Raw genomic sequence first — 26306 nt, forward strand, 5'->3', positions numbered from 1 at the left:
AAACGGAAGATACTACCAATATCTCCCGAATTTTAAGCGTGTAGTTATTAAAGTAATTAACCACACTAAACCGACAACTAAATTATGAAAAAAGTATTTAAGCATAAAAGGCTTTGCCCTTTTGTGTTAAAAATTGATTTAAAAATGAAACTTACCGTACTTCTTGTATTTGTTACTTTGTTTCAACTTCAAGCTAAAGAAACATACGGGCAAAAAACTAAGATTTCCTTAAACTTAACCCAGGTAAGTATTGAGCAGGTATTTAATGAAATTGAAAAACAAACAGAATTTAAGTTTTTATATAATTATAATGACACAAATTATGATAAAACAATTTCTATTAAAGCAAAAAAAGAACAGGTTGACGCTATTTTAAAGCGCATTTTAGTAGGAACAAACGTTACCTTTAAAGTTCTGGGAAAACAAATTATTTTAAAAAAGGCCGACAGCAATTCCTTGGGGGCTTTAAAAAATACTAAAGCTAGAGCAAGCTCCTCGACTAATGTTGTTCAAGATATCACCATTTCGGGTACTATTGTAGACGAAGGAGGTTTGCCATTACCCGGCGTAAATATTATTGTTGAGGGTACAACTACAGGAACACAATCCGATTTTGATGGAGAATACGCCCTAAAAGCAAAAAAAGGTGCTGTTTTGGTGTTTTCTTATGTTGGTTACAAGTCTCAAAAAGTAACGGTAGGGAATTCCAGTACTATTAATATCACCTTGATAGAAGAAGCCGGTGTTTTAGATGAGGTTGTTGTAATTGGGTACGGTACACAGAAAAAAGTAAATTTAACTTCTGCCGTTCAAATGGTAGATATGAAAGATTTGGAAAATAGGCCTGTTAAATCGTTAACAGAAATGCTAACAGCATCAGTACCTGGGCTAAATGTAACAATAAATTCTGGTGCACCTAATGCAGAACCGAGCTTAAATATTCGTGGGTTTACAGGTATTAATGCTTCAGCAGCTCCATTAGTATTGATTGATGGGGTGCCGCAGGACATTAGATTTGTTAACCCTAACGATGTAGAAAGCATATCGGTGTTAAAAGATGCAGCAGCTTCGGCCATTTATGGGTCTCGTGCACCAAATGGGGTAATATTAATTACTACAAAATCTGGTAAAAAAGGTCAAGGCATGCAAGTTAATTTCAGTACAACTTTAATTACAAGTTCTCCTATAGGACTACCAGATCCTCAAGACAGTAATTTGGATGCCATACATAGAAATAATAGAAGATATAATTCGCAACAGGCGCCACTATTTACCGATGAGGCTATAGAACGCATGAGGCAGTATATAGCAGGTGAAATAACCACTACAAATATTATTTTGCCTAACGGAAAATACGGAAGTGTTTACGAATATAATGCCAATAACAATCATTACGAGACGGGTTTTAGGCAAAACGTATTTAATAGACAAAACAATTTAAGTCTTAGTGGGGGAAGTGAAAAAACCACCTATTTTGCAAGTCTAGGAGCAATAAATAATCAGGGAGTATACAATGGACCCAACGATTGGTTAAAAAGATATTCCTCTTTAATTAAAGTAAACACAGATGTTACAGATTGGCTCAGCATAGGAGCGAGTTCAAAATATGGTAGGCAGATAGTGAATAGACCAAATATTTGGAATCAAGGGCAAAATGATGGTTCTGTGTTTAATTTGTTAGGGTTTATTGGGAGCTTACCGGATTATGACGATAATGGATCTCCTAACGAGTTTTCTATTGTACCTAATTTAAACGGGCTTTCGGGTGGCGTACATAACACTATAGACGATTTATGGCTAACAGGTCAGTTTACTTTAAAACCTGTTAAGGGGCTTAGCATAAAAGGCGATTATAGCTGGAATGTAAATAATCAGCTTACTACAGATACAGAAACTGTTTTTGGAAGCTATGATGCCGATGGAACACCAAAAAATAGTAGACGTAGCCCACCTGTCGATAAAATAGAAAAGACCGCTAGAAACCAAACTTATCATAACTTAAATTTAGTTGCTACATATAAACTGAATTTAAAAAATCACGATTTTACTGCATTGGCAGGATATAACGAGGAGTTATTTAAAAACAATACGCTTTCAGCAGGTAACTCTTTGTTTTATACACAAACCACACAATCTATAAGTACCACCTATGGAGATAGTCCATTTGCCGATGATACTATTTATGCATGGGCAACCAGAGGGTACTTTGGACGATTAACCTATAATTATAAAGAAAAATATTTACTCGATTTTAACGCCCGTTACGATGCGTCATCAAAGTATTCACCAGAAACTCGTTGGGCATTTTTTCCATCCGTATCAGCAGGGTATAATATAGCGAAAGAAAATTTTTGGCCATTAAAAGATGCGGTAAGTATGTTTAAGATAAAAGGTTCTTGGGGTAAGTTGGGTAATAATTCTGCTGGAGGTAATTATACGTATTTGCCAACTTTGGGGACTAATAGTCAAACACCAGTACTGCTAGATGGTGGTAAATTACCATACGTTACTATGCCTGGTATTTTGTCTTCCGATCTTACTTGGACAAAACCCAGAACAATAGGTTTTGGTTTAGAAATAGCTGCGTTTAATAATAGGTTTACATTAGAATACGATTGGTATCAAAAAACGATTTATGATCAAATTGGTATAGCAGAGCAATATTCGGAAGTGCTAGGAACTAATCCTCCTAATAGAAACAATGCAGTTTCTGAGACACGTGGTTGGGAATTTAGTACAACATGGAGAGATAGAGCATTTAATATTAAAGAATCTCCACTTAACTACAGTATACGCGCAGGAATTTCAGATTATATAGGTTATGTGGTTAAATATGAAGGAAGCGATTCTGGTTTAAGAAACCAATGGACACCAGGACAGGTGTTTGGTGAGTTGTATGGATGGACAAGCTCAGGCATTGCTCAAAATTCTGAGGCCTTCCAATCGCAAGCACTTTGGAGAAATGGCTGGTTTTACCCAGGAGATATCCTGTATGCCGACACTAATGGTGATGGCTTGGTAAATGATGGCCAAGGTGGTTATTGGTATGCTCAAGGCGATCGTAAACTTTTAGGGCATAATTATGCGCGTTACCGTTATAATATTGCCTTAAATGCTAGCTGGAAAGGTTTTAGTATTTCAGCTTTGTTCGAAGGTGTGGGGAAACACACAAAGTATTCTAGGCAGAAGTTTTCGTATGGAGACAGAAACTTTTCCTCGGTACAAAACCAAGAGCGTGGTTATTGGAGTTTAAATAATCAAGATGCTTATTATCCGCGTGCTTACCATACAAATATAAATAATGACTACTTAAGGCTATCTAATGATCAATACGCCCTCAACTTGGCACACCTAAGAATAAAAAATGTTAATTTGAGCTATAGCTTACCTAGTGAGGTGCTTTCAAGAATTGGACTTCGAAACCTGTCTATTAATGTTAGTGGAGAGAATTTGGGTATGGTTTTTAATAAATCCAGAATAAAAGAATACGATCCTATTCAAATTGCAAACGATTTCCTAACCTATCCGCCATCGCGTATATTTTCTTTAGGTGTAAACGTAGGAATTTAATAATAAAAAGCAAAAACAATGAAACTAAAAATTTTATATACATTAGTAATTACAGGTTTGTTTTTTTCAATAACGGCCTGCGACGAAGAATTTCTAGACAGATATCCAGAAGATTCTATGAGTGATGCTACATTCTTTACAAAACCTAGCGATTTCAAAACATATGTAAATGGGTTGTATAGTAGTGTTTTAGGAGCTAGACATGTTACAAGCGCTGGCGAAAATGGTACCGATAATTTTTTAATGGAAACAACCGGCGGTAACGAAATGAAGCATTCTGAAAGTGGTGCTGCCGATGAAACAAATAACACCTGGAATAACAACTACGACAATATTCGTAGAGTTAACTATGTGTTAAATAGTATAGATAAATTGGAAGCCAGAGACGAGGAAGCTGATCAATATATAGGGGAAGCCTATTTTATTAGAGCATGGCATTATTTTACTTTACTTCAAACTTTTGGTGGTGTACCATATATTGACGAGGTATTAGGGACTGATAGCGAAGCGCTTTTTAAAACAAGGGACAGCCGTGATTTTATTGCCAGCAAAATTATAGAAGATTTAGATATGGCAATAGAACTTATGAATTGGAAAAATGAAGGTTTTGCTGTTGCGCCTCGTATAAACAAAGAAAGTGCTTTAGCTTTTAAAACAAGGGTAGCTTTGTACGAAGGTAGCTGGGAGTATTACCACGGAAGAAAAAATACACTATTTAAAGTAGAAGGTAATGACGGTCTAGACTTTTTGCGTGAAGTTGTTGATGCCGGAGATTTATTAATTGCCCACCAAGGAGACAATATTGATAAAGGTAGTGCAGGTTTTGAGTATTGGGACCTCTTCAACCAACAAGATTATAGTAGCCACGAAGGTGTGTTTTTGTACAAACATTTTGATATTCTTTTGGAGGTGTCTTCCCATCATAACGGAGGTATTGTTTCGTATTCGGGAGGATTAACTAAAGATGCCGTGTATAATTATTTAATGGCAGATGGTAAGCCTGAAGCTGTTTCTAGTGAAACTTACGATTATACGCAATTGAGTAGCCTTATTGCGTCCAGAGACCCTAGATTGGACCAAACTATTTATTCACCAGCAAGGGGTAATTTTTATGATATAATGAGTCAATATTTTGTGCCGGCCGAAAATACTACGAAAGGACCTTATCAAGATTTGACTAATTCCTTTACTGGTAGAGGAGGATACAAAGTATGGAAAGGCATGCTTGCCCACCAAGGTAACCGATCTGGAGATCAGCAAGATGAAATAATGATTCGCTACGCAGAAGCATTATTGAATTATGCAGAAGCAAAAGCTATTTTGGGAACCATTTCACAAACCGATATTGATAAGACAGTTAATGTGATTCGAGACAGAGTAGGTATGGTTGATTTAAATATAGGTGAAGCCAATAGTTGGAGTGTTACTTATGATGTTTCGGACGGGTACGATCCTGCAGCTGCTAACATTTTGAATGAAATACGCCGCGAACGTCGTGTTGAATTAATATTGGAGAATTTTAGAAGAATGGACTTAAGACGTTGGGCTATTTATGAAGATGTTGTAAACGGGAATAAGCCAGTAGGAGCTTATTACCAAGAATTTGAAGATTTTTGGAATGATGATGCACGTGTACTTGCAGCGGGATATGATCAATCTCAGTTGGCTAGTCTTAGGTTAACCTTAGGAACTAACATTGACATTACCGGTGAAGATATTAATCCGCTTTGGAGAAATGCAGATTTCACCCCTACGGGAAGAGGTTACTATATCGACCCAGATAGAGATTACTTACAATCTATTCCTAGAAATGAAATTAATTTTTATGAAACCGAAGGCGGTGTAATTCTAGAGCAGAACCCAGGCTGGTTCTAGCCTTTTGTATAACTTAAAATATAAAAAAAATGAAAAATATAAAGATTCAATTCGGGATTCTATTAGTTGCTTTGGTGTCACTTTGTTCATGTGAACCACGCATTGAAATGGATATGGAACAATGGGGTGATAATTCTCTTATTACCAACGTCCAAATAATGAAACTTGAAACACAGGATGGTGTTAAATTGGAAGAATATTATGTTGATGAAACAACTTTAACAGGTACAAGAAGAGTAGTTGTGTCTTCTGGTGCGGCTGCAGTGGATGAAGAGACACATACGGTTACAGTAAACTTAAGGGCCGGTGAAACTATAACAGGTTTAGCATTTTTAATTTATCACTACGGAACCAAGGTAGAACCTCTAAATGGGGCTCCAACAGCAGGTATTATTGGTGATTTATCCACAGGGCCGTATACTTACCGCGTACATTCTGCAGATGGCAATTTTACAGACTGGACAATAACTGTTAATCAGTTGTAATACAGAATTTAATTCTTGAATCATTTATTATAGAGTTTAGTTAGTAATTAGTTTTAAGGTGGAGATGTGTAAGCTGTAAGCTTACAGTCTCTTCCTTTTTAATGAACCTGATGAAGTTATAATTACAGATATTCATTTTTTGGGCTTATAATAGCTTGATAAGTGTTATTTCAATTTTTTTTTAAAAACAGAACTTTAACGATACAATATGTCGATTAATTTAATTTACAAGAGTTTAAAAATAGCGTCGTGTCATGCGTTAGTTTTACCAGTTTTGTTTTTGTTTTATGGTTGTTCGCAACCGTCAAAAAATATAGAAAAAACACCAAATTTCATTATCATTTTTACAGACGATCAAGGTTATGGCGATTTAGGATGTTTTGGAGGAACCCACCTAAAAACACCGCACATCGATAACATGGCTTTAGAAGGTACAAAGCTAACTAGTTTTTATGTAGCAGCGCCATTGTGCACACCGTCTAGAGCGGCATTAATGACAGGAAGCTATCCCAAAAGAATTGGTATGGCTAAACGCGTATTACTTGCGGCAGATTCATTAGGGTTAAACCCAAATGAAATTACAATAGCAGAGGTTTTAAAAACTGTGGGTTACAAAACGGGAATGTTTGGTAAATGGCATTTAGGAGATCAGCCAGAGTTTTTACCAACAAAACAAGGTTTCGATGTTTTTTTTGGTATTCCATATAGTCATGATATACATCCGTTTCATCCAAATAAAAAGAAGTACAATTTTCCTTCGTTGCCTTTATTAGATGGAGATGTTGTAATTGAAGAGGATCCGGAGGCAGATTATTTAAATAAACGAATCACCGAGAAAGCGATTAGTTTTATAGAAGAAAACAAAGACAATCCGTTTTTTGTTTACCTGCCACACACTAGTCCGCACAGACCGTTATTGGCTTCTCCAAAATTTATGAAAGATGCGCCAAATGAAATTAAAGAAATTTTAAAAAATGAAGAAGGAGTAGATTATAAAACTAGAGATAAAATTTATCCGCAAACCATAGCTGAAATCGACTGGTCTGTAGGACAAATTTTAGAAACCTTAAAAAAGCACGGTCTCGATAAAAATACCTTTGTAATTTTTACATCAGATAATGGGCCAAGTGTTGGTAGTGCTTTTCCTTTAAAAGGAAGAAAAGGGCAGACATTCGAGGGCGGAATGCGCATGCCAACCGTTGTTTGGTGGCCTGGTGTAATTCCTGCAAAAGCAGCAAATGATGAGGTTGTTACAGCTATGGATTTGTTGCCCACATTTGCGAAGCTAAGTGGTGCACAAATTCCTAATGACAGAGTTATAGACGGGAAAGATGTTTTTAAGGTTATTCAAGGGAAAAGTAAAACCCCACACGAGTACTTTTTTTATCATAGTAAAGGTAATTTGGAAGCAGTTAGGTCTGGTAAATGGAAGCTTCGTATATCAGGAAAGCAGTCGCCAGCACTTTATAATTTAAACAACGATATTGGAGAAACTACTAATGTTATAAAATCGAATCCAGAAATTGAAAGCAAATTGCGCTTAGCTATTAATGATTTTGAGAGTGAAATTAAAAATAATACTAGGCAAGTAGGCTATGTTAAAAATCCACAACCACTAATGTTAAAAACCTACTAGACCCTACTGGTTTGATATCTTTGTTTATATTTGTTATAATTACTCTTGACCAACCTAAATTATTTAAATAATAAACTATTTAAAAAATGAATAAAATTTTGTTATCTCTTATGTTTGTAATGGCTTTAGTTAGTTGCAAACAATCAGACTTATTGGAAATAACTGCGCCAAATGGCAAGCTTAAAATTGTTTTTAATAATGATGATAATCAGTTAAAATACAACCTTTACGAGGGCAATAAGAATATTATTTTAAATTCTGAAATCTCATTATTTCAAGAAGTAAACGTAGAGGTAACCAACGTTGCGATTAAAGAAGTTAATGACACTTGGAATCCTGTTTGGGGGCAATTCAGCGAAATAAAAAATCATTATAACGAGCTCGAAGTTTCTTTAAAATATCAAGGCACGCCAGCAACCCTTTTTGCGAGGGTTTATAATAAAGGTATCGCTTTTCGATTTAAGACCGAAAACAATTCAACGGCAAATAACCCCGTTTTATTTATGGAATACAACATGCCAGAAACAAGCGGCGTGTATTCACCTGCCGGAGAGGGACAACCTTACGGACCAATTGCTATTTCAAAATTAGGAGATCCGAAAGAAAATGGTAAAAAAAATAAAATAAAAATGCCATTGGTTATCGAGCATCCGTCTAATAAATATCTGTCACTTTTAGAATCCGATTTAATAAGTGCACCTGGGTTCGATGTTATTAACTTTACTTTAAATAAGGAAACGAATACGCTGGTTTCAAAAAATAATTTTAATGCCGATGGAAGTCAAATTACAACACCTTGGCGAATTATTCTTGTTGAAGATAAAGTAGGTGATTTACTCACTAACACCATTCCATTAAATGTGGCAGAACCAAATAAACTGGACGATACGTCATGGATTAAACCAGGAAAAACGTTGTGGGATTGGAGAGTTCATGGTTTTACAGCAAAGGATGGTTTTACCTATGGAATCGATAATGAAAGCTACTTCCGTTTTATCGATTTTGCTGCCAAAAACGATATCGAATATTTTTTAATTGATGATGCATGGTATACTAAAGTTGAACCTGGTAAAATGACCATGTCCAACAAATTAGATTTAGAAAAAGTAGCCGATTATGCCAAAGAAAAAGGCGTAGAATTAATTCTGTATTACGATCGACGTCAAGGAAATTACGGAGATGAAGCCTTGTTTCCGTATTACCAATCTTTAGGAATGAAAGGTATAAAATATGGCTTTATGGGCACCAATGTACCTTTTACTCGAAATGCTATTAAAATGAGTGCTAAAAGCAATTTGCTAATAGATTTTCATGACGGACCAGTACCGTTTACAGGAGTTACAAGAACATATCCTAACGCCATTACCAAGGAGTTTTGCCATGCACAACAAGATTCTAGACGTGCGTTTACGCCTAAAACATTTATTAGAATGGCTTTAATAAATGCGCTTCAAGGCCCTTTAGATATGAACAATGGTATTTTCGATATTTCAAGTGTTAATGCCGGCGAAAGAGAAAAAGGACCAAAAAAATTAAATTCATTACAAACTACGGTTGTTGCAGAAGCGGCTAGAACATTAATAATTTTTAGCGGACTGGTATGTATTCCAGATGCTCCCGAAGCCTATACAGAAAAACAAGATTTATTCGAATTTATAAAAGAAATGCCTGTTGGAAAATGGGACGAAACCAAAATATTGCACGCCAAAATGGATGCGTATATTTCTACGGCAAGACGACAAGGCGACGAATGGTTTATTGGCTCCGTGCATAACAATGGTGGCACGCTCGATATTGCTTTTGATTTTTTAGATGATAATAAAAACTATAAAATCACCTATTACGAAGACACCAAAGAAACCAATAGCAAAACAAATCCTGAAGCTTACAAAATTAGGACCGAAACTATAAAAAAAGGAGCTATAGTTAAAGCAACCATGGTTGCGGGTGGCGGACATTGTATGTGGGTAAGACCGGAATAAAATTTTAGATATTTAAAGATGAAAATTAGTAGTAGCTTTTTTATAGCCTTGGCAATAGTATTGTTTTCTTGTAAAAACGAAAATGGGCCGCAAATTCAAACAAATAAACCCAATATATTATTTATTGTGGTAGACGATTTGGGTTATGCCGATTTAAGCGTAATGGGAAGTAACTATTACGAAACACCAAACATTGATGCTTTGGCAAAAGCAGGAAATATATTTACCAATGGCTATGCTACTTGTGCAGTGTGTAGTCCGTCGCGTGCTAGTTTGTTAAATGGCCAATTTACAGCAAGACACGGCCTTACCCAGTTTGAAGGTGCGCCTTACGGTTTAGAATGGAAAAAGAAAAACAGACATACAAAATTGCTGCCACCAAATTACAAACACCATTTAAGTCATAGCGATGTTACTTTGCCAGAAGCATTAAAGGAACAGGGTTATGCTACTTTTTTTGCTGGAAAATGGCATTTAGGAAGTGAAAAACAACATTCGTTACCTACAGATCATGGTTTCGATATAAATAAAGGTGGTTACGAAAGAGGCGGACCTTATAGTGGTGGTTATTTTTCACCTTTTAATAATCCGTATTTAGAAGATTATGAAAACGAAAAAGGCATGTCGTTTTCTATGAAGCTGGCCAAAGAAACTTCAAAATTTATAGAAAAAAATAAAGATACTACGTTTTTAGCATACTTGTCGTTTTATGCGGTGCATTCGCCTATTCAAACTACAAAAGACAAATGGAGTAAGTACAGAAACAAAGCAGAAAAACTGGGCATTGCGGAAAAAGGTTTTGCAATGGAACGCATTTTGCCTGCAAGACAACATCAGGATAATCCTGTTTATGCCGGTTTAATTGAACAAGTTGATGATGCTATAGGAACGGTTCTAAAAACCTTAAAAGAAAATAATTTAGATAAAAATACTATTGTGGTATTTACGTCGGATAATGGTGGAGTAACTTCTGGCGATGCCTTTGCAACAAATCAATTAATGTTGCGAGGTGGCAAAGGTTACCAGTGGGAAGGCGGTTTGCGTGTGCCTTATTTTATTTATGTGCCTTGGCTTGAACAAAACGGAGCTCTTATAGAAACACCTGTTTCTGGAGCCGATTTGTACCCAACATTGTTAGATCTGGCAAATATTCCTTTAAAACCAGAACAACATGCCGATGGTTTGAGTTTAAAACCATTATTAAACGGAAAAGACATAGAAAACAGACCCTTATTTTGGCATTATCCACATTATGGAAATCAGGGAGGCGAACCAGTTTCAATAATTAGAAAAGATAACTGGAAATTAATTCATTATTGGGAAGATAATCATGTGGAATTATATGATTTAAATGCAGATTTAAAGGAAAACAGCGATGTTTCTCTGCAAAATGAAGAAAAAACACAAGCGATGCACCACGAATTAATGGCCTGGTTAAAATCTATGAATACCCAATATGCAACTCAGGACCCAGAATGGGACGTGCTTGCACGCAAAAAACGTTTAGAAAACCACCGAACTAAATTAATGCCAAAGCTAGAACGTAAACGAAAAGAAATGTTGAGTAAAGAGTGGCAACCAAATGCCGATTGGTGGGGTAGCGAAATTACAAACAATTAATATCTATGAAGTTTTATAAGATATTTATAGTGCTGTTTTTATTGGTTAGTGTTTTTGCTAAGGCACAATCCAACGAACAACCTAATATTATTTTAATTTATGCTGATGATTTGGGTAAGGGCTTACTAAGTCATTACGGCCAAAAAATAATTAGCACACCACACATCGATCAATTAGCTCAAGAAGGTATTACCTTCGAAAATGCCTATTCAGGGATGGTATGTGCAGCTTCAAGAGCATCGTTAATTACAGGTTTAAGAGATTGTCGTCCCGATAATTTTCAAGTTACCCAAGCAGGTATTTATAAAAAAATTAGTACCGGTGTGTATACCAATAATGATATTCAGAATATGCTGAATACTGTTTTAACACCACCAAGTAGTGAAGCCGTTTTTTTAGGTGAAGTAGCGCAAAAACAGGGGTATGTAACAGGGCAATTTGGTAAGTTAGAATGGGGTTTTTCCGCTTCACATAGGCAAATGGAAAGACATGGATGGGATGAGTATTACGGATATTTAGATCATGTTAGAGCACACGGGTTTTATCCGCCATTTTTGTTTAGAAATGGAGAGGTAGAATATATTCAAGGAAATACCCATACAGATTGCGGTAAAACTAAAGAAAACGAAACCCAAGAAAAATATAAAGAACGTTGGAATATGGAAGGTAAAACCGTGTATTCTCAACATTTATTTATGAGTAATGTGTTGCGCTTTATTAGCGAAAATAAGGCGAAACCCTTCTTTTTATATTTTCCAACACAGTTGCCTCATGGCCCAGTTTCGGTGCCTGCTGTTCATCCAGATTTTGCCAATAACCCAGAACTAACAGCCATCGAAAAAGAATATGCTTCCATGGTTAAAATGCTCGATGATAATGTGGGGCAAATCATGGCACATTTAAAAAATTTAAAAATTGACGATAATACCTTAGTCATTTTTACTTCAGATAATGGACATGAAATTTATTATACCCAAGAGGGACGAACCTACAAACCTTATAAAAATGTAAATTCAGGTGTTAAGTTCGATGATTTAGAACATAAGTTTTATAGCAATTTAGGAGGCGATGTGTTTAATGGAAATGGCGGTCGAGCCGGATTAAAACGAAGTAACCTACAAGGCGGTATTCAAGCGCCATTAATTGCACGTTGGCCAGCTAAAATTAAAGCAGGTAGAAAAAGCGATTTGCTGGTTGCTAATTACGATTTTCTGGCCACTTTAGCCGATGTTACTGGTTTTCAAGATGTGTCTGAAACCGACGGTATTTCATTTTATAACGAACTTATTGGTCAGAAAAATAACAAACAGCATGATTACTTGGTTTATGCCTCGTTTATTGGCCCTACAATAATTACCAACGACGGTTGGAAATTAAGAACTCATTTACCACAAAACACCCTTGAGTTATACTATTTACCAGAAGATTTTAAGGAAGAAAATAATTTGGCCGAAAAATTCCCCAAAAAGGTAAAAGCTCTAAAAAAAGAAATGTTGAAGGCTTGCAATGGCGATTTAGAAAATGGTGTATTCACCTTCAAGAAAAACTCAATAAATATCGAAAAAATGGCTCGGAATAAGCCCTAATCAAACAATTACTGAATTTAAACTAAATAATGACACCACCACTAAAATCCTTAAAATCCTTTCTTAAATATACTAGCTTAATATTAAGTTTTAGTTGCTTTTTCATGTCTTGCAATACGCAACAAGAAAACAGAACTTCTCATTTAAAATTATGGTATCAACAGCCAGCAAAATCTGGAGCCTTATCGAATGCAGCCATTGTAAAACGAAACGATCTGGAATGGTTAAAAGCCCTACCTATTGGGAACGGCTCGTTAGGAGCAATGGTTTACGGCGATGTAAATAATGAACGGATTCAGCTAAATGAAGAAACCATGTGGTCTGGTGGTCCTAGCGACAACGATAATCCCGAAGCGTTTAATGCCTTAAACGATATTAGAAATCTTCTTTTTGATGGTAAATACAAAGAAGCTACGCACTTAACAAAGGAGACTCAAATTTGTAAAGGTGCAGGTACTGGGCTAGGTAAAGGTGCTAACGTGCCTTTTGGGTGTTTTCAAACCTTAGGCGATTTGTGGCTAGATTTTGAATCTACTGGTAGTTTTGAAAATTATCATCGTGAATTAGATTTAGATGAAGCCGTAGTTCGAGTAAGTTATTCTCAAAATGGAGTCGAATATCAACGTGAATATTTTGTAAGTTATCCCGACCAAGCACTTGTGGTAAAATTATCAGCCAATAAACCACAAAGTATTTCTTTTAAAAGTACTTTAACACGGCCAGAACATTATCAAACAAAATCTACAGCAAATGAATTGGTTATGCAAGGAGCGCTTTCTAATGGAAGTGGAGGAAAAGGTCTGGAATATATTACCAGATTATCAGCCAAAAATAAAAATGGAACGCTCAATTTTAATAATGGATTTCTTGAAGTTAAAAATGCTGACGAAGTGGTGTTGTACCTAACGGCGTCAACAAATTACAAATTAAGTTACCCAGATTTTAAAGGAAGACTATACGAGGAAATATCAGCGAAAAATCTTAAAGATGTTCAGCAAAAAGCATACGAATCTGTTTTAGTTTCGCATGTTAACGACTATCAAAAGTATTATAATAGAGTGCAATTAAAATTGACATCTAGTTTAGATACGATTCCAACCGATTTACGTTTAAAAACATTTAAATCTAATAATAAAAAATCAGATTTACATCTGGTTGAATTATTGTATCAATACGGTCGATATTTACTAATATCTTCGTCCAGACCAGGAACTTTACCCGCCAATTTACAAGGTATTTGGGCTAACGAATTGCAAACACCTTGGAATGGCGACTACCATACCGATGTTAATGTACAAATGAATTATTGGCCTAGCGAAGTTGCTAATTTAGGAGAAATGCATTTGCCGCTTTTTAGTTTAATGGAAATGCTGCAAAAACCAGGAGCCAAAACTGCAAAAGTACATTATAATGCAAACGGTTGGGTGGTGCACCCTGTAACAAATGTTTGGGGGTTTACAGCGCCAGGTGAAAAGTCCGATTGGGGAATGCATGTAGGCGCAGGAGCGTGGTTAACTACGCATATCATGGAGCATTATTATTTTACTTTAAATGAAGATTTTCTTAAAAGTAAATTTCCTGTTTTAAAAGGTGCTACACAATTTTATTTAGATTGGTTAATACCCGATCCAAAAACTAAAAAATTAATTTCAGGGCCATCGGTTTCTCCAGAAAACAAATTTATAGCGCCCGATGGTAGCATGAGTAAAATTTGTATGGCGCCTGCACACGACCAACAAGTTATTTGGCAATTGTTTCAAAATTATATTGATGCTTGCAATGCGCTAGGAATTCAAGATGATTTTTTAAACGCTGTAAAACAAGCTCAACAACAATTACAAGGCCCTCAAATAGGTGCCGACGGTAGGTTGTTAGAGTGGAACGAAGCCTTCGAAGAAATTGAAAAAGGCCACCGACACATTTCCCATTTGTATGCATTACATCCAGGTTTTCAAATCGATTTAAAAGAAACTCCAGAACTAGCCAATGCCGCTAAAAAGTCTTTAGATTATAGAATTGAACATGGCGGTGGCCATACAGGTTGGAGTTCAGCTTGGTTAATTAATCAGTATGCGCGTTTAGGTGATGGTGATAATTCAGAAAAAAGTTTAAAAACCCTCTTATCCAAAAGAATTAGTTACAATTTATTTGGTCAACACCCACCGTTTCAAATCGATGCCAATTTTGGGGCTACCGCAGGTATTTCAGAAATGTTATTACAAAGTCATACCGGAGAAATTCGATTACTTCCGGCATTACCAAGCCATTGGAAAAATGGAGAAGTAAAAGGGTTGTGTGCTAAAGGTGGCTTTGTAGTGAATTTAAAATGGGAAGCAGGCATGTTGATAGATGCCCAAATATATTCCAAAAAAGGAGGGATGGCCAAAGTAAAATATAAAGATAAAGTTATAAATATAGAAACTGAGGTGGGTCAAAAAATTCAATTGCCACTTTAGCCATTATTAAAAATCATTAAAGGATGAAAACATTTCTTGCACTAATAATAGTCTCTTTTACGGTATTGATGAATGTGTCGTGTAAAGAAAAAAGTAATGAAAAGGTTGAACCAAGTTTGCCTAATTTTGTCATTATTTTTACTGATGATCAGGGGTATCAGGATGTGGGCTGTTTTGGAGCGGAAGGATTTAATACGCCTAATCTTGATAAAATGGCCGATGAAGGAATGAAACTCACCAGTTTTTATGCGCAAACGGTTTGCGGCCCATCCAGAGCTGCTTTAATGACTGCCAGTTATCCCTTAAGAGTTAAAAGAGAAAACGACCCTGCCGTTCCACATCCCGCCATGTCGCTTTCTGAAGTTACCATGGCGGAAGTATTAAAGGCTCAAGGTTATAAAAGTGGCATTTTTGGAAAGTGGGATTTGGCAGGAAGGATTGAATTTAACCCCAATCTTAATCCAGTAAATCAGGGATTCGATACTAGCTTGGTTTGGGGACCGGGAGGGCATTCTGACCGTTCCAATCTTTATGATGGAGAGAAAATGATTGGACAAATTGATGATAAGTCGTCATTGACTAAACTTTATACCGATAAGGCTATAGATTTTATAAAAAAAACAAAAGAACCTTTCTTTCTTTATTTGGCGCATACCATGCCACATACGCCGCTTTTTGCTTCCAAAAATTTTAAAGGAAAAACAAAAGAGGGGCTTTATGGTGACGTAATTGAAGAAATAGATTTTAATGTTGGCCGTTTAATGGAAGCTCTTAAAGATCAAGGTATAGATGAAAATACCTATGTAATTTTCACCAGTGATAATGGTCCGTGGTGGATTAAGGGAGACGATGGTGGCCATTGTGCGCCATTACGCGGCGCAAAAACGAGTGCTTACGAAGGCGGGCTTCGTGTACCGTGTATTGTTCGCGCACCAGGCAGAGTACCGGCGGGAGTCACTTCAGATTTGGTTACTTCCACTATCGATTTGCTTCCTACGCTAGCCAAAATCGCCAATGCAGAACTTCCCGCGGATAGGGTTATTGATGGTGTGGATATTTCCGAAGTGCTTCATGGAAATCAAAAGAAATTAGAACGTTCTTTCTTTTTCTATCAGCATGAAACCTTGCGAGCTGTAAGAATGGGCGACTGGAAGCTCTTCATTCCAGGCGATAGTTTAAAGGGCAAAATAGTTAAACGCTGGCCGCAACACGTAGCTCCAGAAGACCGTGCGCCGATTCAGGAAATCGTGCTGTACAACTTAAAAGAAGATATAGGTGAAACTACCAATGTGGCGGCGCAACATCCTGAAATTGTAAACAAGCTATTGAAGCAAATTGAATTTATAAAAGATGATTTAGGTTACGATGATGTGATTGGTAAAAACTCAAGAAAATCTGTTTACAAGAAACCATAATGTCACAAAAGTTTAGAAAAAATATGAAGCTTTTAAAGTAAATTTTAACCAAGTTAAGTTGTGCATTCCTTATGCTTTGGGCTTTTAAAAGTTAATGATATTTATGAAGCTTCAAAAATAATTCATTCTGATTATTGAATAGTAAATGATGATGTATACTAAACTAAAAAAGGATATGAATTATAAGCGGAGTACATTTCAGAATTTATAAAGTAAGCTATGTGCAACTGAGATAAAAGATTATGATAAACAAAAATTAAAAATTATAACAAACACATCACAACAAACTCATTAAGATGAAACAACTGCTATTTTTCTTATTGTCCTTTTCAATAATAACAATGCAAGCTCAAAAGGCCGATGCAAATCCAAACATCATTTATATTCTAGCCGACGATTTAGGTTATGGCGATGTCAAGTGTTTTAATCCGGAAGGTAAAATTCCAACACCAAATTTAGACGATATGGCAGCGAATGGCATCAAGTTTACCGATGCGCACACTTCGTCGGCAGTTTGTACACCAACACGTTATGGTATTTTAACGGGGCGTTACAATTGGCGTTCAACATTAAAAAAATCGGTACTTGGTGGGTTTTCAAAGTCTTTAATTAAACAAGAACGAACCACAGTTGCCGAAATGTTAAAAACACAAGGTTACACAACCGCTTTTATTGGTAAATGGCATTTAGGTTGGGACTGGACTATTCAAGAAGGCGCCGATGAATCCGCTAGAAACAAATGGGACGCTCAACTCGCTGTAGATTATACCAAGGCCGTGAAAAACGGACCATCAACTCATGGTTTCGATTATTCATTTGGTTTTTGTGGCTCGCTTGATATGGCGCCTTATGTGTATGTTGAAAACGACATGCCAACTATGGTGCCAACCAAAACAACTATTAACGTAGACGAAAAAGGCTTTTGGCGAAAAGGCCCAACTTCCGATGATTTCGACCATACCAATGTGCTTCAAGATTTAACCAACAAAGCGGTTAGTTATATTAGTAAAGCATCAAAAAAGAAGCAACCTTTCTTCCTATATTTTCCATTACCAGCGCCACATACGCCAATTTTACCAACAACTGAGTTTCTTGGAAAGAGTAATACCAATATGTACGGTGATTTTGTAATGCAGGTAGACGATGTGGTACGACAAATTAGAGAAGCGCTTAAAAAACAAGGCGTTTCAGAAAATACATTATTGGTTTTTACTAGCGATAATGGTTGTTCTCCAAGAGCTAATTTCGATGAACTAAAAAAAGTGAAGCACAACCCAAGCTCGGAGTTTCGAGGTGCCAAAGCCGATATTTTTGAAGGCGGACATCGCGTGCCTTTTATAGTGGAATGGCCAAAAGAATCCTTAAAGAATACCTATTCTGATAACACCATTTGTACTACCGATTTCTTCGCTACCTGTGCCGACATTACTAAGTTTAAATTAAATGATAATGAAGCTGAAGATAGCTATAGTATGCTACCATTAATTACTGGGACAAGCGATAAAAATATTCGTGAGTATACTGTGCATCACTCCATTAATGGGTCGTTTGCAATTAGAAAAGATAGTTGGAAGCTCATTGTTTGTCCAGGTTCTGGCGGATGGAGTTACCCAAGACCACAGGATATAAAAAGCGAAGCCCTTGTGTTGCCAGAGATGCAATTATATAATTTGAAAGCCGATAGAGGCGAAACTAATAATTTAATTGGTGCCTTTCCAGAAAAAGCAGCTGTGTTAAAAGCAGCACTCAAGAAAATTATTTTAGATGGCAGAAGCACTAAAGGTAAAGTTCAAAAAAATGAAGGAATGGATGACTGGAAACAGATAGAACCAATTATTAATTAAGCGCGCTTTAAACGAATAAATAATCCAATGAAAAATATAATACTTAGTGTTTTATGCATAACCTGCTTACTGTCTTGTAAGGAGCAAAGCGGTGCAAAAAAGCAAAATTCAAGTTTTGATGTATTTCCCGAAACGTTAAATCTATCCGCTTTAAACAAAAATGGAGTTATAACGGTTTCTAAACAAGAATTAACACCAGATTCTACAGGAGTTATTGCAGAAATACCATTGGATTTTCCAGAATATAATCGTGGTATTTACTACCGCCCATTTTCAAAAAAACTAGCGGCCGGTAATAGAGTAGAACCACTTTGGTTTAATGATATTGCCGAATTAGATGGTTACAAACACCAAAAACCAAGAATGGATAGCCATATAAATTTAGGTGCGTTTATGATGCTTCAAAAAGCAAATGGGGACTATTTAGCGCTTCTGCCTTTAGTGTCAAACCGAATTGGTAATACGTTTTCTATTCACAATAATAAAGCATTTTTAACGGTGGCAACCTATGGTGCGGCATCCGAAAATGTTGCTGTTCCATTAATAAGTTACGGACAATCAAATAACCCTTACGAAGCAGCTAAAATGGCTTGGGAAGGAGCGATGAAAATCGATAATGTAAAAGAAAACATTAATTGGCGCTCTCAAAAAGAGTATCCCGAGGCCTATAATTATTTAGGCTGGTGTTCATGGGAACATTATAAGCATAAAATTGATGAAAATAATATGTTGAGTGCTTTGAATGGCTTAAAAGAAAGTGCTATTCCGTTTAGATGGATGTTGATTGATGATGGATATTTAGACCATAAAAACGGAGCATTATTATCGTTTGGGGTAGATAAAAAGAAGTTTCCAAACGGCTGGGAACCTATCACCAGTCAAAAGGACGAAAAAATAAAATGGATGGGTATTTGGCGCAATTTTAACGGCTATTTTGGAGCTGTATCGCCAGAGCATAACATGCCTAGTTTAAGCGAACATTTGGCAGCGCGAAACCCAAGTGGTAAAAGAACAATTTTAACACCAAAAATTTCAGAAGCATCGGCCAACGCCTTTTTCCATGAAATGACAAAAAATACCAAAGACAATGGTTTCGATATTATTAAAGTCGATTTTCAATCAGATAATTTCAGAAATAACGAAGGAGCTAGTAATGCTATTTTAGGTGTACATCATAACAATATAGCCTTAGAAGAAAATTGTAAAGACAAAGATTTAATGTTGCTAAACTGCATTGCACAACAAAATTTTAATGTGTTTAATCACAGGCATAGTGCACTTATCCGCGGAAGCGTAGATTATAAAACTACAAAAGATAGGTTAGATGTTACTTTTGTTCAAAATTTTGCCAATTCGTTTTGGTTGGGGCATACACATTGGTTAGACCAAGACATGTTTTATGCAAATTTCGAAGAAACCGCCCAATTAATGGCAGTAGCTAGAGCCATGTCTGGAGGCCCTATTTATCTTTCTGATGTGCCAGAACATATCGACGATGCCGTTTTAAAACCTTTAACTTACAGAGATGGACGCATTTTAGGCACCTTGGCACCAGCTGTTCCTTTACCGGAAAGTTTAATGCAAGATCCTTATTTCGACGGGAAAGCCTTTCGAGTAATTGCACCGTTAAAAAACCAAACTGCGGCTATTATGGCAGTCAATTTAAATCAAGATGATAAAGAAGTTTATACGCAAGTTTCTTTAAAAGATTATGCTTTTGCTGGAGGAATGATTCAGCCTTACGTGGGCTTATGGCAAACACCAAAAGAAGGAGTTTTGTTGTACGATTATTATAACAAAACCGTACAAGTTTTAAAAGACGATTATTCATTTACATTGGCATCAAGAAAAGAGCGTTTGCTATTGCTAAACCCTATTAAAAAAGGTTGGGCAGTTATTGGTCGTCCAGATAAATATTTGTCTGCTGCTACTTTTAATTTGTTAGAAGTTGAAGAAAATAAAATTAAGATAAAAATGGTTGAAAATGGCGATTTGTTATTGTGGACAAACGGTAAAACACCACATTCTGAAAACTTTGAATTTACAGCACAGCAAGATGGTTTGTGGTTTGGGAAATTAACAACACCAAAAGCCGATAAAAATTATACCATTAGCACAAAAGTAGACTAGATAAAACCTAATGAAACATTTAATATCCATAACCATTTTATTGTTTTCTGTAATTCAAGTTCAGGCGCAATTTTTACTAACTTACGATGAACCAGCCACTGGTTTTTCTGAAGCGCAGCGCAATGACTACCGAAAACCAGGATACATGCAAGAGGCTTTGCCTCTGGGCAACGGGCGTTTAGGCGCAATGTTTTCTGGCGGAATTGCCGAAGAGCATATCATGCTTAACGATATTACATTATGGATGAACGCTAAAAGAGGTTTAAATGAAGTTGAACAATCCGGAACAAGAATAGGCGCTTATAAAAACTTCGATAAAGTTCGTGAAGCCTACCGTACTGAAAAATATGGCACTACCGAAGGAAGTATGGAAGCCATGTCTACAAAATATCTAAGTAGCGAGCAACCTTTGGGTAATTATGCGCCATTTACCGATGTATTTATTACAACCAATCATAATCCAAATGAAGTTTCAAATTATACACGCTCGTTAAACGCCTTTACAGGAATTGGCTCTGTAAATTATAGTATTGGGAAAGCTAATTTTAAGCGCGAATATTTTTGTAGCTATCCAAATGATGTGGTTGTTATGCGCTATAGCGCTCAAAATGCAACTATAAACCTAAGTATCAAAGCAAGCTCATTACATAAAATTACCAGTTTAAAGGCTGATGGTAATCTGTTAGTTTTAAATGGTGAAGCTGCTATGGAAAACGACCCGATTCAGTTTCAAAAAAGAGTTTATGTTGATGCTGGTAAAGCTAAAATAACAGCCAATAATAACGGCGAGTTACAAGTTGAAAACGCCAAAGATGTAAAAATTTATATTTCGGCTTACACCGATTATTTGCCAGATTATCCAAGCTTTAAAGGACGAGATTTTGAGGCCGATGCCGAAAAAACTTTAGAAAAAGCGTTAAACTTAGGTTACAATGCGCTTAAAAATGCACATGTAAAAGATGTGTCTAGTTTAATGGATAATTGCGAGTTTAAACTAGAATACAAACCGTTAAACTTAACCACCGACGAGTTAATTAAAAATGGCCCGAGTTTAGAGTTAGAAAATCTATATTTTAATTACGCGCGTTATTTGCAGTTAAGTTGTTCTAGAAATGCAGCAGTACCATCGAATTTGCAAGGTTTGTGGAACGGACATTTAAAACCTGCATGGAACGCCGATTACCATACCGATATTAATTTAGCCATGAATTATTGGATGGTTGAAACCGCCAATTTACCAAGTTCGTTTGCACCTTATGTGTCTTATTTAAAAACCATTGCAGAGTCTGGTAAACACACCGCCAAAGAATCTTTTGGAATAGAGCAAGGATGGAGTATGGGACTTAACGGAAATGTATTTGGGTTTACAGCGCCTAATGTTCATGGTCGCCGAATGCAACAATCGGGTGCTTGGTTGTGCCAAAATTTATTCGAGCATTATGCTTTTAGTAAAGACAAAAAATATTTAGAAGACGTTTATCCAATATTAAAAGGAGCCGCCGAGTTTTACATGGAGTTTTTAGCGCCTTGGAAAGATGGTTCTTTAGTAGTATATCCAACTTGGTCTCCAGAAAATGCCTATTTGGTAAAAGCGTTTGGGAAATTAAATAAGCAAGCATACGGCGCCTCTTTCGAGCAGCAATTGGCACTTAATTTATTTACCGATTGTATTGAGGCTTCAATAGTTTTAAATAAAGATGAAGCGTTTCGAGCAAAACTTAAAACCATCATTCCGAAGTTAACACCCCAAAAAATAGGACAGTACGGTCAAATTCAAGAATGGCCAGAAGATTGGGACAGTCCAACAGATCAACATCGCCATATTTCACATTTAATAGCTCTACATCCCGGACGCGATTTTTCGCCGTTAACTACACCTGAATTAACCAATGCGGCTTTGGTAACAATGAAACACAGAGGAGATATTTCAACCGGTTGGAGTACGGCGTGGAAAACTAATTTTTGGGCACGATTGCACAATGGAGATAAAGCACACCAATTCTATCAATTTTTAACGTCAAAACGCGCATATTCAAATTTGTTCGATTTTCATCCACCGTTTCAAATCGACGGTAATTTTGGTGGGGTTGCTGGTGTTTGCGAAATGCTATTGCAAAGTCATTTACGAAGCGTTAATAATTCAGCAAAACAAATAGAACAGGCTGCTTTTGTAGGGTATCAAAATAAACCAAATTCTAATCATTTTATACCTAAAACACCTCATGATAATATCGCAAATGCACCATACATTTTACATCTATTACCCGCTTTACCTAGTGCTTGGCCTAACGGAAGTGTAAAAGGTTTAAGAGCACGCGGAGGATTGGAAGTTGATATAACTTGGGAAGACGGAAAATTAACTGAAGCTAAAATAACTGCAAAAACCAATACTAGTTTTAGAATTTATTCAGAAGGAAACTTATCTCAAGTTTTTAGTTTGAATAAGGATGAAGTTAAAGTTTGGAAATCTAAATAGAAAAATAAATTTATGAAGAAAGCATTTTTATTAATGGGTACACTTTTAATGTTTTGGTCCTGTACTACCAAACCAAAAATTATAGCTTGTGTTGGCGACAGTATTACTGCAGGTGCCAGACATAAAAAGCAAAGTGTAACGGCTTATCCTAAAGTTTTAAGTGATTTGTTAGGCGATGATTATTCGGTTGTTAATTTAGGTAGAAGTGGGGCAACGGCTTTAATTAATGGTAATTTACCGTATTGGAATTGTAAAGAGTTTTCGAATGTATTTGCTGTAAAACCAGATATTATTACTATTAAATTAGGCACAAACGATTCTAAACCACAAAACTGGAACGCCCGAGACTTTAAAGAAAGTTATCAAAGTTTAATCGATACGTTTCAAACTATGTCATCGTCTCCAAAAATAGTTTTGTGTTTACCTGTTCCAGTTTACGAGCATAGTAAATTTTCTATTAACGGCGACATTGTAAAACAAGAAGTTATTCCAATTATTAAGGCTTTGGCAACAGAAAATAACTTATCCGTAATTGATTTATATGAGCCTTTTATTGATAAAGAAAAATTGGTTCCAGATGGTGTTCATCCCGAAGAAGAAGGTGCCGCTTTAATGGCTAAATTAATTTCAAAAAAACTACAATAATCATGACTAAACTAAACCAACTAAAGATATTATTTTTATTAATTATTGGAACTGTCACTGCCCAAAGCGAACAATTAAATTGGCCGGTTTTAAAAACGTACGACCAAGAGCATATTCAAAAAATAAAAATGCCAATTGGCGGTATAGGAACGGGCACAATTTCATTTACAGGTCGCGGTGGTTTTGAGGATTGGGAAATTATGAATCGCCCCGCCAAAGGGTTTAATCCAACTTTAGAAAATCGCGGACCAGTAAAACAAAAAGGACCTTTTTTTGCAATTTATGTTGAAGACGGACAAGGCAAAAAACAAACAAGATTATTGGAAGGGCCACCAGACGAATCGAATTATGAAGGGGCTTGGGGCGCCTATTCTAATCAGCATGGGTTACCGCGATTTAGCAACGCGTCTTTTAAAACAGCATATCCTTTTGGCCAAGTATTGTTAAGTGATGAAAGTCTTCCAGTTGAGGTGGTTGTTGGCGCGTTTAATCCTTTAATTCCAGGAAATATAGACGATAGTAGTATTCCTATGGCTATTGTAAACTATAAGGTGAAAAACATTAGCGATAAACCTATATCGATATCTATTTCAGGAAGTATTCAAAATTTTATTGGGTTTGATGGTACACGAGGAAAAGCCATAAAAAATGTGAATAATATTCGTGAAGAAAAAGGGGTAAAAGGGATTCATTACACAACCGAAGGTGTAGATCCTGAAAGCGAACAATGGGGCACAATGAGTTTTGTGTCGTTAAACAATGGCGAAACCAGTTACCGAACAGCATGGCAAGAAATGAAAAGTCGTTGGGACAAAAAGCGACTAGATTTTTGGGACGATTTTAGTGCCGATGGTGTTTTAGAAAAAAGAGAAAATAAATCGGCTAACGCGCCAATGGGTTCTATTGCGGTAAAAAATACCTTAAAACCAGGGGAAGAAAGAAATTTTCAATTTTTAATTAGTTGGCATTTTCCAAACAGACAAACTTGGGATAAACCAGGATTTCAAAAGCATATAAAAGCCACTGTTGGCAATTATTACACCACAAAATATAACGATTCGTGGGATGTTATTTTAAAAACATTGCCGCGTTTAAACACTCTAGAAGATAACACGAAAATCTTTGTAAACGCTTTAATTAAAAGTGATTTTCCAAAGGAAATTAAAGAATCGGCGTTATTTAATTTGGCGCATTTACGTACACAATTAGCTTTTCGAATAAAAAGTGGTCACGTATTAGGTTGGGAAGGGCTTTTTGATACGCACGGGTCTTGTTTTGGGTCGTGTACACACGTTTGGAATTACGAGCAAACAACGCCTTTTTTATTTGGTGAATTAGCAAAAACCATGCGCGATGTAGAATTTGGTTATGCTACAGACGACCAAGGCTTAATGAGTTTTCGTGTGTATTTGCCTTTAGAAGAGGGCCAGAAATGGGGAAAAGCTGCTGCCGACGGACAAATGGGAAGTATTATGAAGTTTTACCGCGATTGGCAACTTTCGGGTGACAATGATTTCCTTAAAAAGCATTGGCCAATGGTTAAAAAATCACTTGAGTTTTGTTGGATTGATGGTGGATGGGATGCTAATAAAGATGGTGTTATGGAAGGCTCGCAACACAACACCATGGATGTGGAGTATTTTGGACCAAATCCGCAAATGGGTTTTTGGTATTTGGGAGCGCTTAAAGCTACAGCAGAAATGGCTGATTATTTGGGAGAAAAGCAATTTGCTAAAACCTGTAGGGGGCTTTATAAATCGGGTTCAAAATGGATGGACGACAATCTATTTAATGGGGAATACTATGAGCAGCATATTCAACCACCAATGTCGGTTAATAATGTAGCCGAAGCACTTATTGGCGCAACAGGCTCTACTAAAGGTGTCGATTATACGTCGCCAGATTATCAATTAGGAAAAGGTGTTTTGGTCGATCAGTTAGTTGGGCAAGTATTTTCTCATATCGTAGGGTTGGGGTATTTAGCAAAAGAGGAGCATATTAAAAAATCGTTGGAATCTATTTTAAAGTATAATTATGTAGAAAATATGGCTTCGCATGCCAATTTTCATCGATCGTATGCTCTTGGCGACGAGTCGGCCTTATTAATGGCGGCTTACCCAGGAGAAAGACCAGAAAAACCATTTCCGTATTTCACCGAAGTCATGACAGGTTTTGAATATACAGCAGCCGTTGGAATGCTTCAAGAAGGTTTAACAGACGATGGTTTGTTATGTATTAAAAATATCCGAGATCGTTACGACGGTAAAAAAAGAAGTCCGTTTAACGAAGCCGAAGCTGGCCACCATTACGCCAGAAGCATGATGGCTTGGGCAGGTATTTTAGCAGTTACCGAGTTTCAATATTCTGCCATAGATAAATCTATGACGTTTACATCAAAACCAGGAACATATTTCTGGAGCAATGGCTACAGTTATGGAACTTGTGACGTGAAAAATAAAGAAGCCTTGTTAACTGTACTTTATGGAGAATTGGAACTAGAACGCTTCACTTTAAATGGTGTTGGAACTAAAAAAATAAAAAAAGCACTTATAAAATCAGGAGAAACATTTCAAATTAAAATATAAA

At 36.4% G+C, this 26306-nt stretch carries 14 protein-coding genes; all 14 read left to right on the forward strand.

Features of this window, described 5'->3' with window-relative positions:
* Positions 1-84: 84 nt before the first annotated feature.
* The 14 genes from LG651_RS06205 (at position 85) to LG651_RS06270 (ending at position 26305) form a co-directional block, all read left to right on the forward strand.
* Complete coding sequence (locus LG651_RS06205; protein ID WP_226695264.1) at positions 85-3570, forward strand: TonB-dependent receptor; 3486 nt, start codon at positions 85-87, stop codon at positions 3568-3570.
* An 18-nt stretch (positions 3571-3588) separates the two neighbouring features.
* Positions 3589-5445 (forward strand): RagB/SusD family nutrient uptake outer membrane protein, encoded by a 1857-nt coding sequence (locus LG651_RS06210; protein ID WP_226695265.1) that lies wholly within the window; start codon positions 3589-3591, stop codon positions 5443-5445.
* Between the two features lie 158 nt (positions 5446-5603).
* Entirely contained in the window at positions 5604-5930 is a 327-nt protein-coding gene (locus LG651_RS06215) for a DUF5018-related domain-containing protein (RefSeq protein WP_226695266.1), read from the forward strand.
* A 208-nt stretch (positions 5931-6138) separates the two neighbouring features.
* Positions 6139-7566: a sulfatase family protein gene (locus tag LG651_RS06220; RefSeq protein WP_226695267.1), complete on the forward strand. Its 1428-nt coding sequence runs from the start codon at positions 6139-6141 to the stop codon at positions 7564-7566.
* An 86-nt stretch (positions 7567-7652) separates the two neighbouring features.
* The gene (locus tag LG651_RS06225) at positions 7653-9548 is read left to right on the forward strand and encodes a glycoside hydrolase family 97 protein (protein WP_226695268.1); all 1896 of its coding nucleotides are present in this window, start codon (positions 7653-7655) and stop codon (positions 9546-9548) included.
* 18 nt (positions 9549-9566) lie between these two features.
* Positions 9567-11168, forward strand: a complete 1602-nt coding sequence (locus LG651_RS06230) for a sulfatase (RefSeq protein ID WP_226695269.1) — start codon at positions 9567-9569, stop codon at positions 11166-11168.
* A 5-nt stretch (positions 11169-11173) separates the two neighbouring features.
* The gene (locus tag LG651_RS06235) at positions 11174-12754 is read left to right on the forward strand and encodes an arylsulfatase (protein ID WP_226695270.1); all 1581 of its coding nucleotides are present in this window, start codon (positions 11174-11176) and stop codon (positions 12752-12754) included.
* A gap of 104 nt (positions 12755-12858) precedes the next feature.
* Entirely contained in the window at positions 12859-15210 is a 2352-nt protein-coding gene (locus tag LG651_RS06240; RefSeq protein WP_226695271.1) for a glycoside hydrolase family 95 protein, read from the forward strand.
* Between the two features lie 23 nt (positions 15211-15233).
* Positions 15234-16625 carry a sulfatase family protein gene (locus tag LG651_RS06245; RefSeq protein ID WP_226695272.1) on the forward strand — a complete coding sequence of 464 codons (1392 nt, stop codon included), beginning with the start codon at positions 15234-15236 and terminating at the stop codon, positions 16623-16625.
* Between the two features lie 296 nt (positions 16626-16921).
* Entirely contained in the window at positions 16922-18469 is a 1548-nt protein-coding gene (locus LG651_RS06250; RefSeq protein WP_226695273.1) for a sulfatase family protein, read from the forward strand.
* Positions 18470-18496: 27 nt separating this feature from the next.
* Positions 18497-20599 carry a Sip1-related alpha-galactosidase gene (locus tag LG651_RS06255; protein ID WP_226695274.1) on the forward strand — a complete coding sequence of 701 codons (2103 nt, stop codon included), beginning with the start codon at positions 18497-18499 and terminating at the stop codon, positions 20597-20599.
* Between the two features lie 10 nt (positions 20600-20609).
* Complete coding sequence (locus LG651_RS06260) at positions 20610-23075, forward strand: glycoside hydrolase family 95 protein (protein WP_226695275.1); 2466 nt, start codon at positions 20610-20612, stop codon at positions 23073-23075.
* Between the two features lie 12 nt (positions 23076-23087).
* A complete protein-coding gene (locus LG651_RS06265) occupies positions 23088-23720 on the forward strand; it encodes a GDSL-type esterase/lipase family protein (RefSeq protein ID WP_226695276.1) in 633 nt (210 codons plus the stop codon).
* 2 nt (positions 23721-23722) lie between these two features.
* Positions 23723-26305, forward strand: a complete 2583-nt coding sequence (locus LG651_RS06270; RefSeq protein WP_226695277.1) for a GH116 family glycosyl-hydrolase — start codon at positions 23723-23725, stop codon at positions 26303-26305.
* Position 26306: the final 1 nt, after the last annotated feature.

Source organism: Neotamlana sargassicola (assembly GCF_020523965.1).
Lineage (GTDB): Bacteria > Bacteroidota > Bacteroidia > Flavobacteriales > Flavobacteriaceae > Neotamlana > Neotamlana sargassicola.

What these genes read in the sequence shown, in the direction of transcription:
- LG651_RS06245 (WP_226695272.1), top strand. Translation starts at nt 15,234, where the DNA reads ATGAAAACATTTCTTGCACTAATAATAGTCTCTTTTACGGTATTGATG.
- LG651_RS06235 (WP_226695270.1), top strand. Translation starts at nt 11,174, where the DNA reads ATGAAGTTTTATAAGATATTTATAGTGCTGTTTTTATTGGTTAGTGTT.
- LG651_RS06230 (WP_226695269.1), top strand. Translation starts at nt 9,567, where the DNA reads ATGAAAATTAGTAGTAGCTTTTTTATAGCCTTGGCAATAGTATTGTTT.
- LG651_RS06255 (WP_226695274.1), top strand. Translation starts at nt 18,497, where the DNA reads ATGAAAAATATAATACTTAGTGTTTTATGCATAACCTGCTTACTGTCT.
- LG651_RS06205 (WP_226695264.1), top strand. Translation starts at nt 85, where the DNA reads ATGAAAAAAGTATTTAAGCATAAAAGGCTTTGCCCTTTTGTGTTAAAA.
- LG651_RS06210 (WP_226695265.1), top strand. Translation starts at nt 3,589, where the DNA reads ATGAAACTAAAAATTTTATATACATTAGTAATTACAGGTTTGTTTTTT.
- LG651_RS06265 (WP_226695276.1), top strand. Translation starts at nt 23,088, where the DNA reads ATGAAGAAAGCATTTTTATTAATGGGTACACTTTTAATGTTTTGGTCC.
- LG651_RS06225 (WP_226695268.1), top strand. Translation starts at nt 7,653, where the DNA reads ATGAATAAAATTTTGTTATCTCTTATGTTTGTAATGGCTTTAGTTAGT.
- LG651_RS06220 (WP_226695267.1), top strand. Translation starts at nt 6,139, where the DNA reads ATGTCGATTAATTTAATTTACAAGAGTTTAAAAATAGCGTCGTGTCAT.
- LG651_RS06215 (WP_226695266.1), top strand. Translation starts at nt 5,604, where the DNA reads ATGAAACTTGAAACACAGGATGGTGTTAAATTGGAAGAATATTATGTT.
- LG651_RS06260 (WP_226695275.1), top strand. Translation starts at nt 20,610, where the DNA reads ATGAAACATTTAATATCCATAACCATTTTATTGTTTTCTGTAATTCAA.
- LG651_RS06270 (WP_226695277.1), top strand. Translation starts at nt 23,723, where the DNA reads ATGACTAAACTAAACCAACTAAAGATATTATTTTTATTAATTATTGGA.
- LG651_RS06240 (WP_226695271.1), top strand. Translation starts at nt 12,859, where the DNA reads ATGTCTTGCAATACGCAACAAGAAAACAGAACTTCTCATTTAAAATTA.
- LG651_RS06250 (WP_226695273.1), top strand. Translation starts at nt 16,922, where the DNA reads ATGAAACAACTGCTATTTTTCTTATTGTCCTTTTCAATAATAACAATG.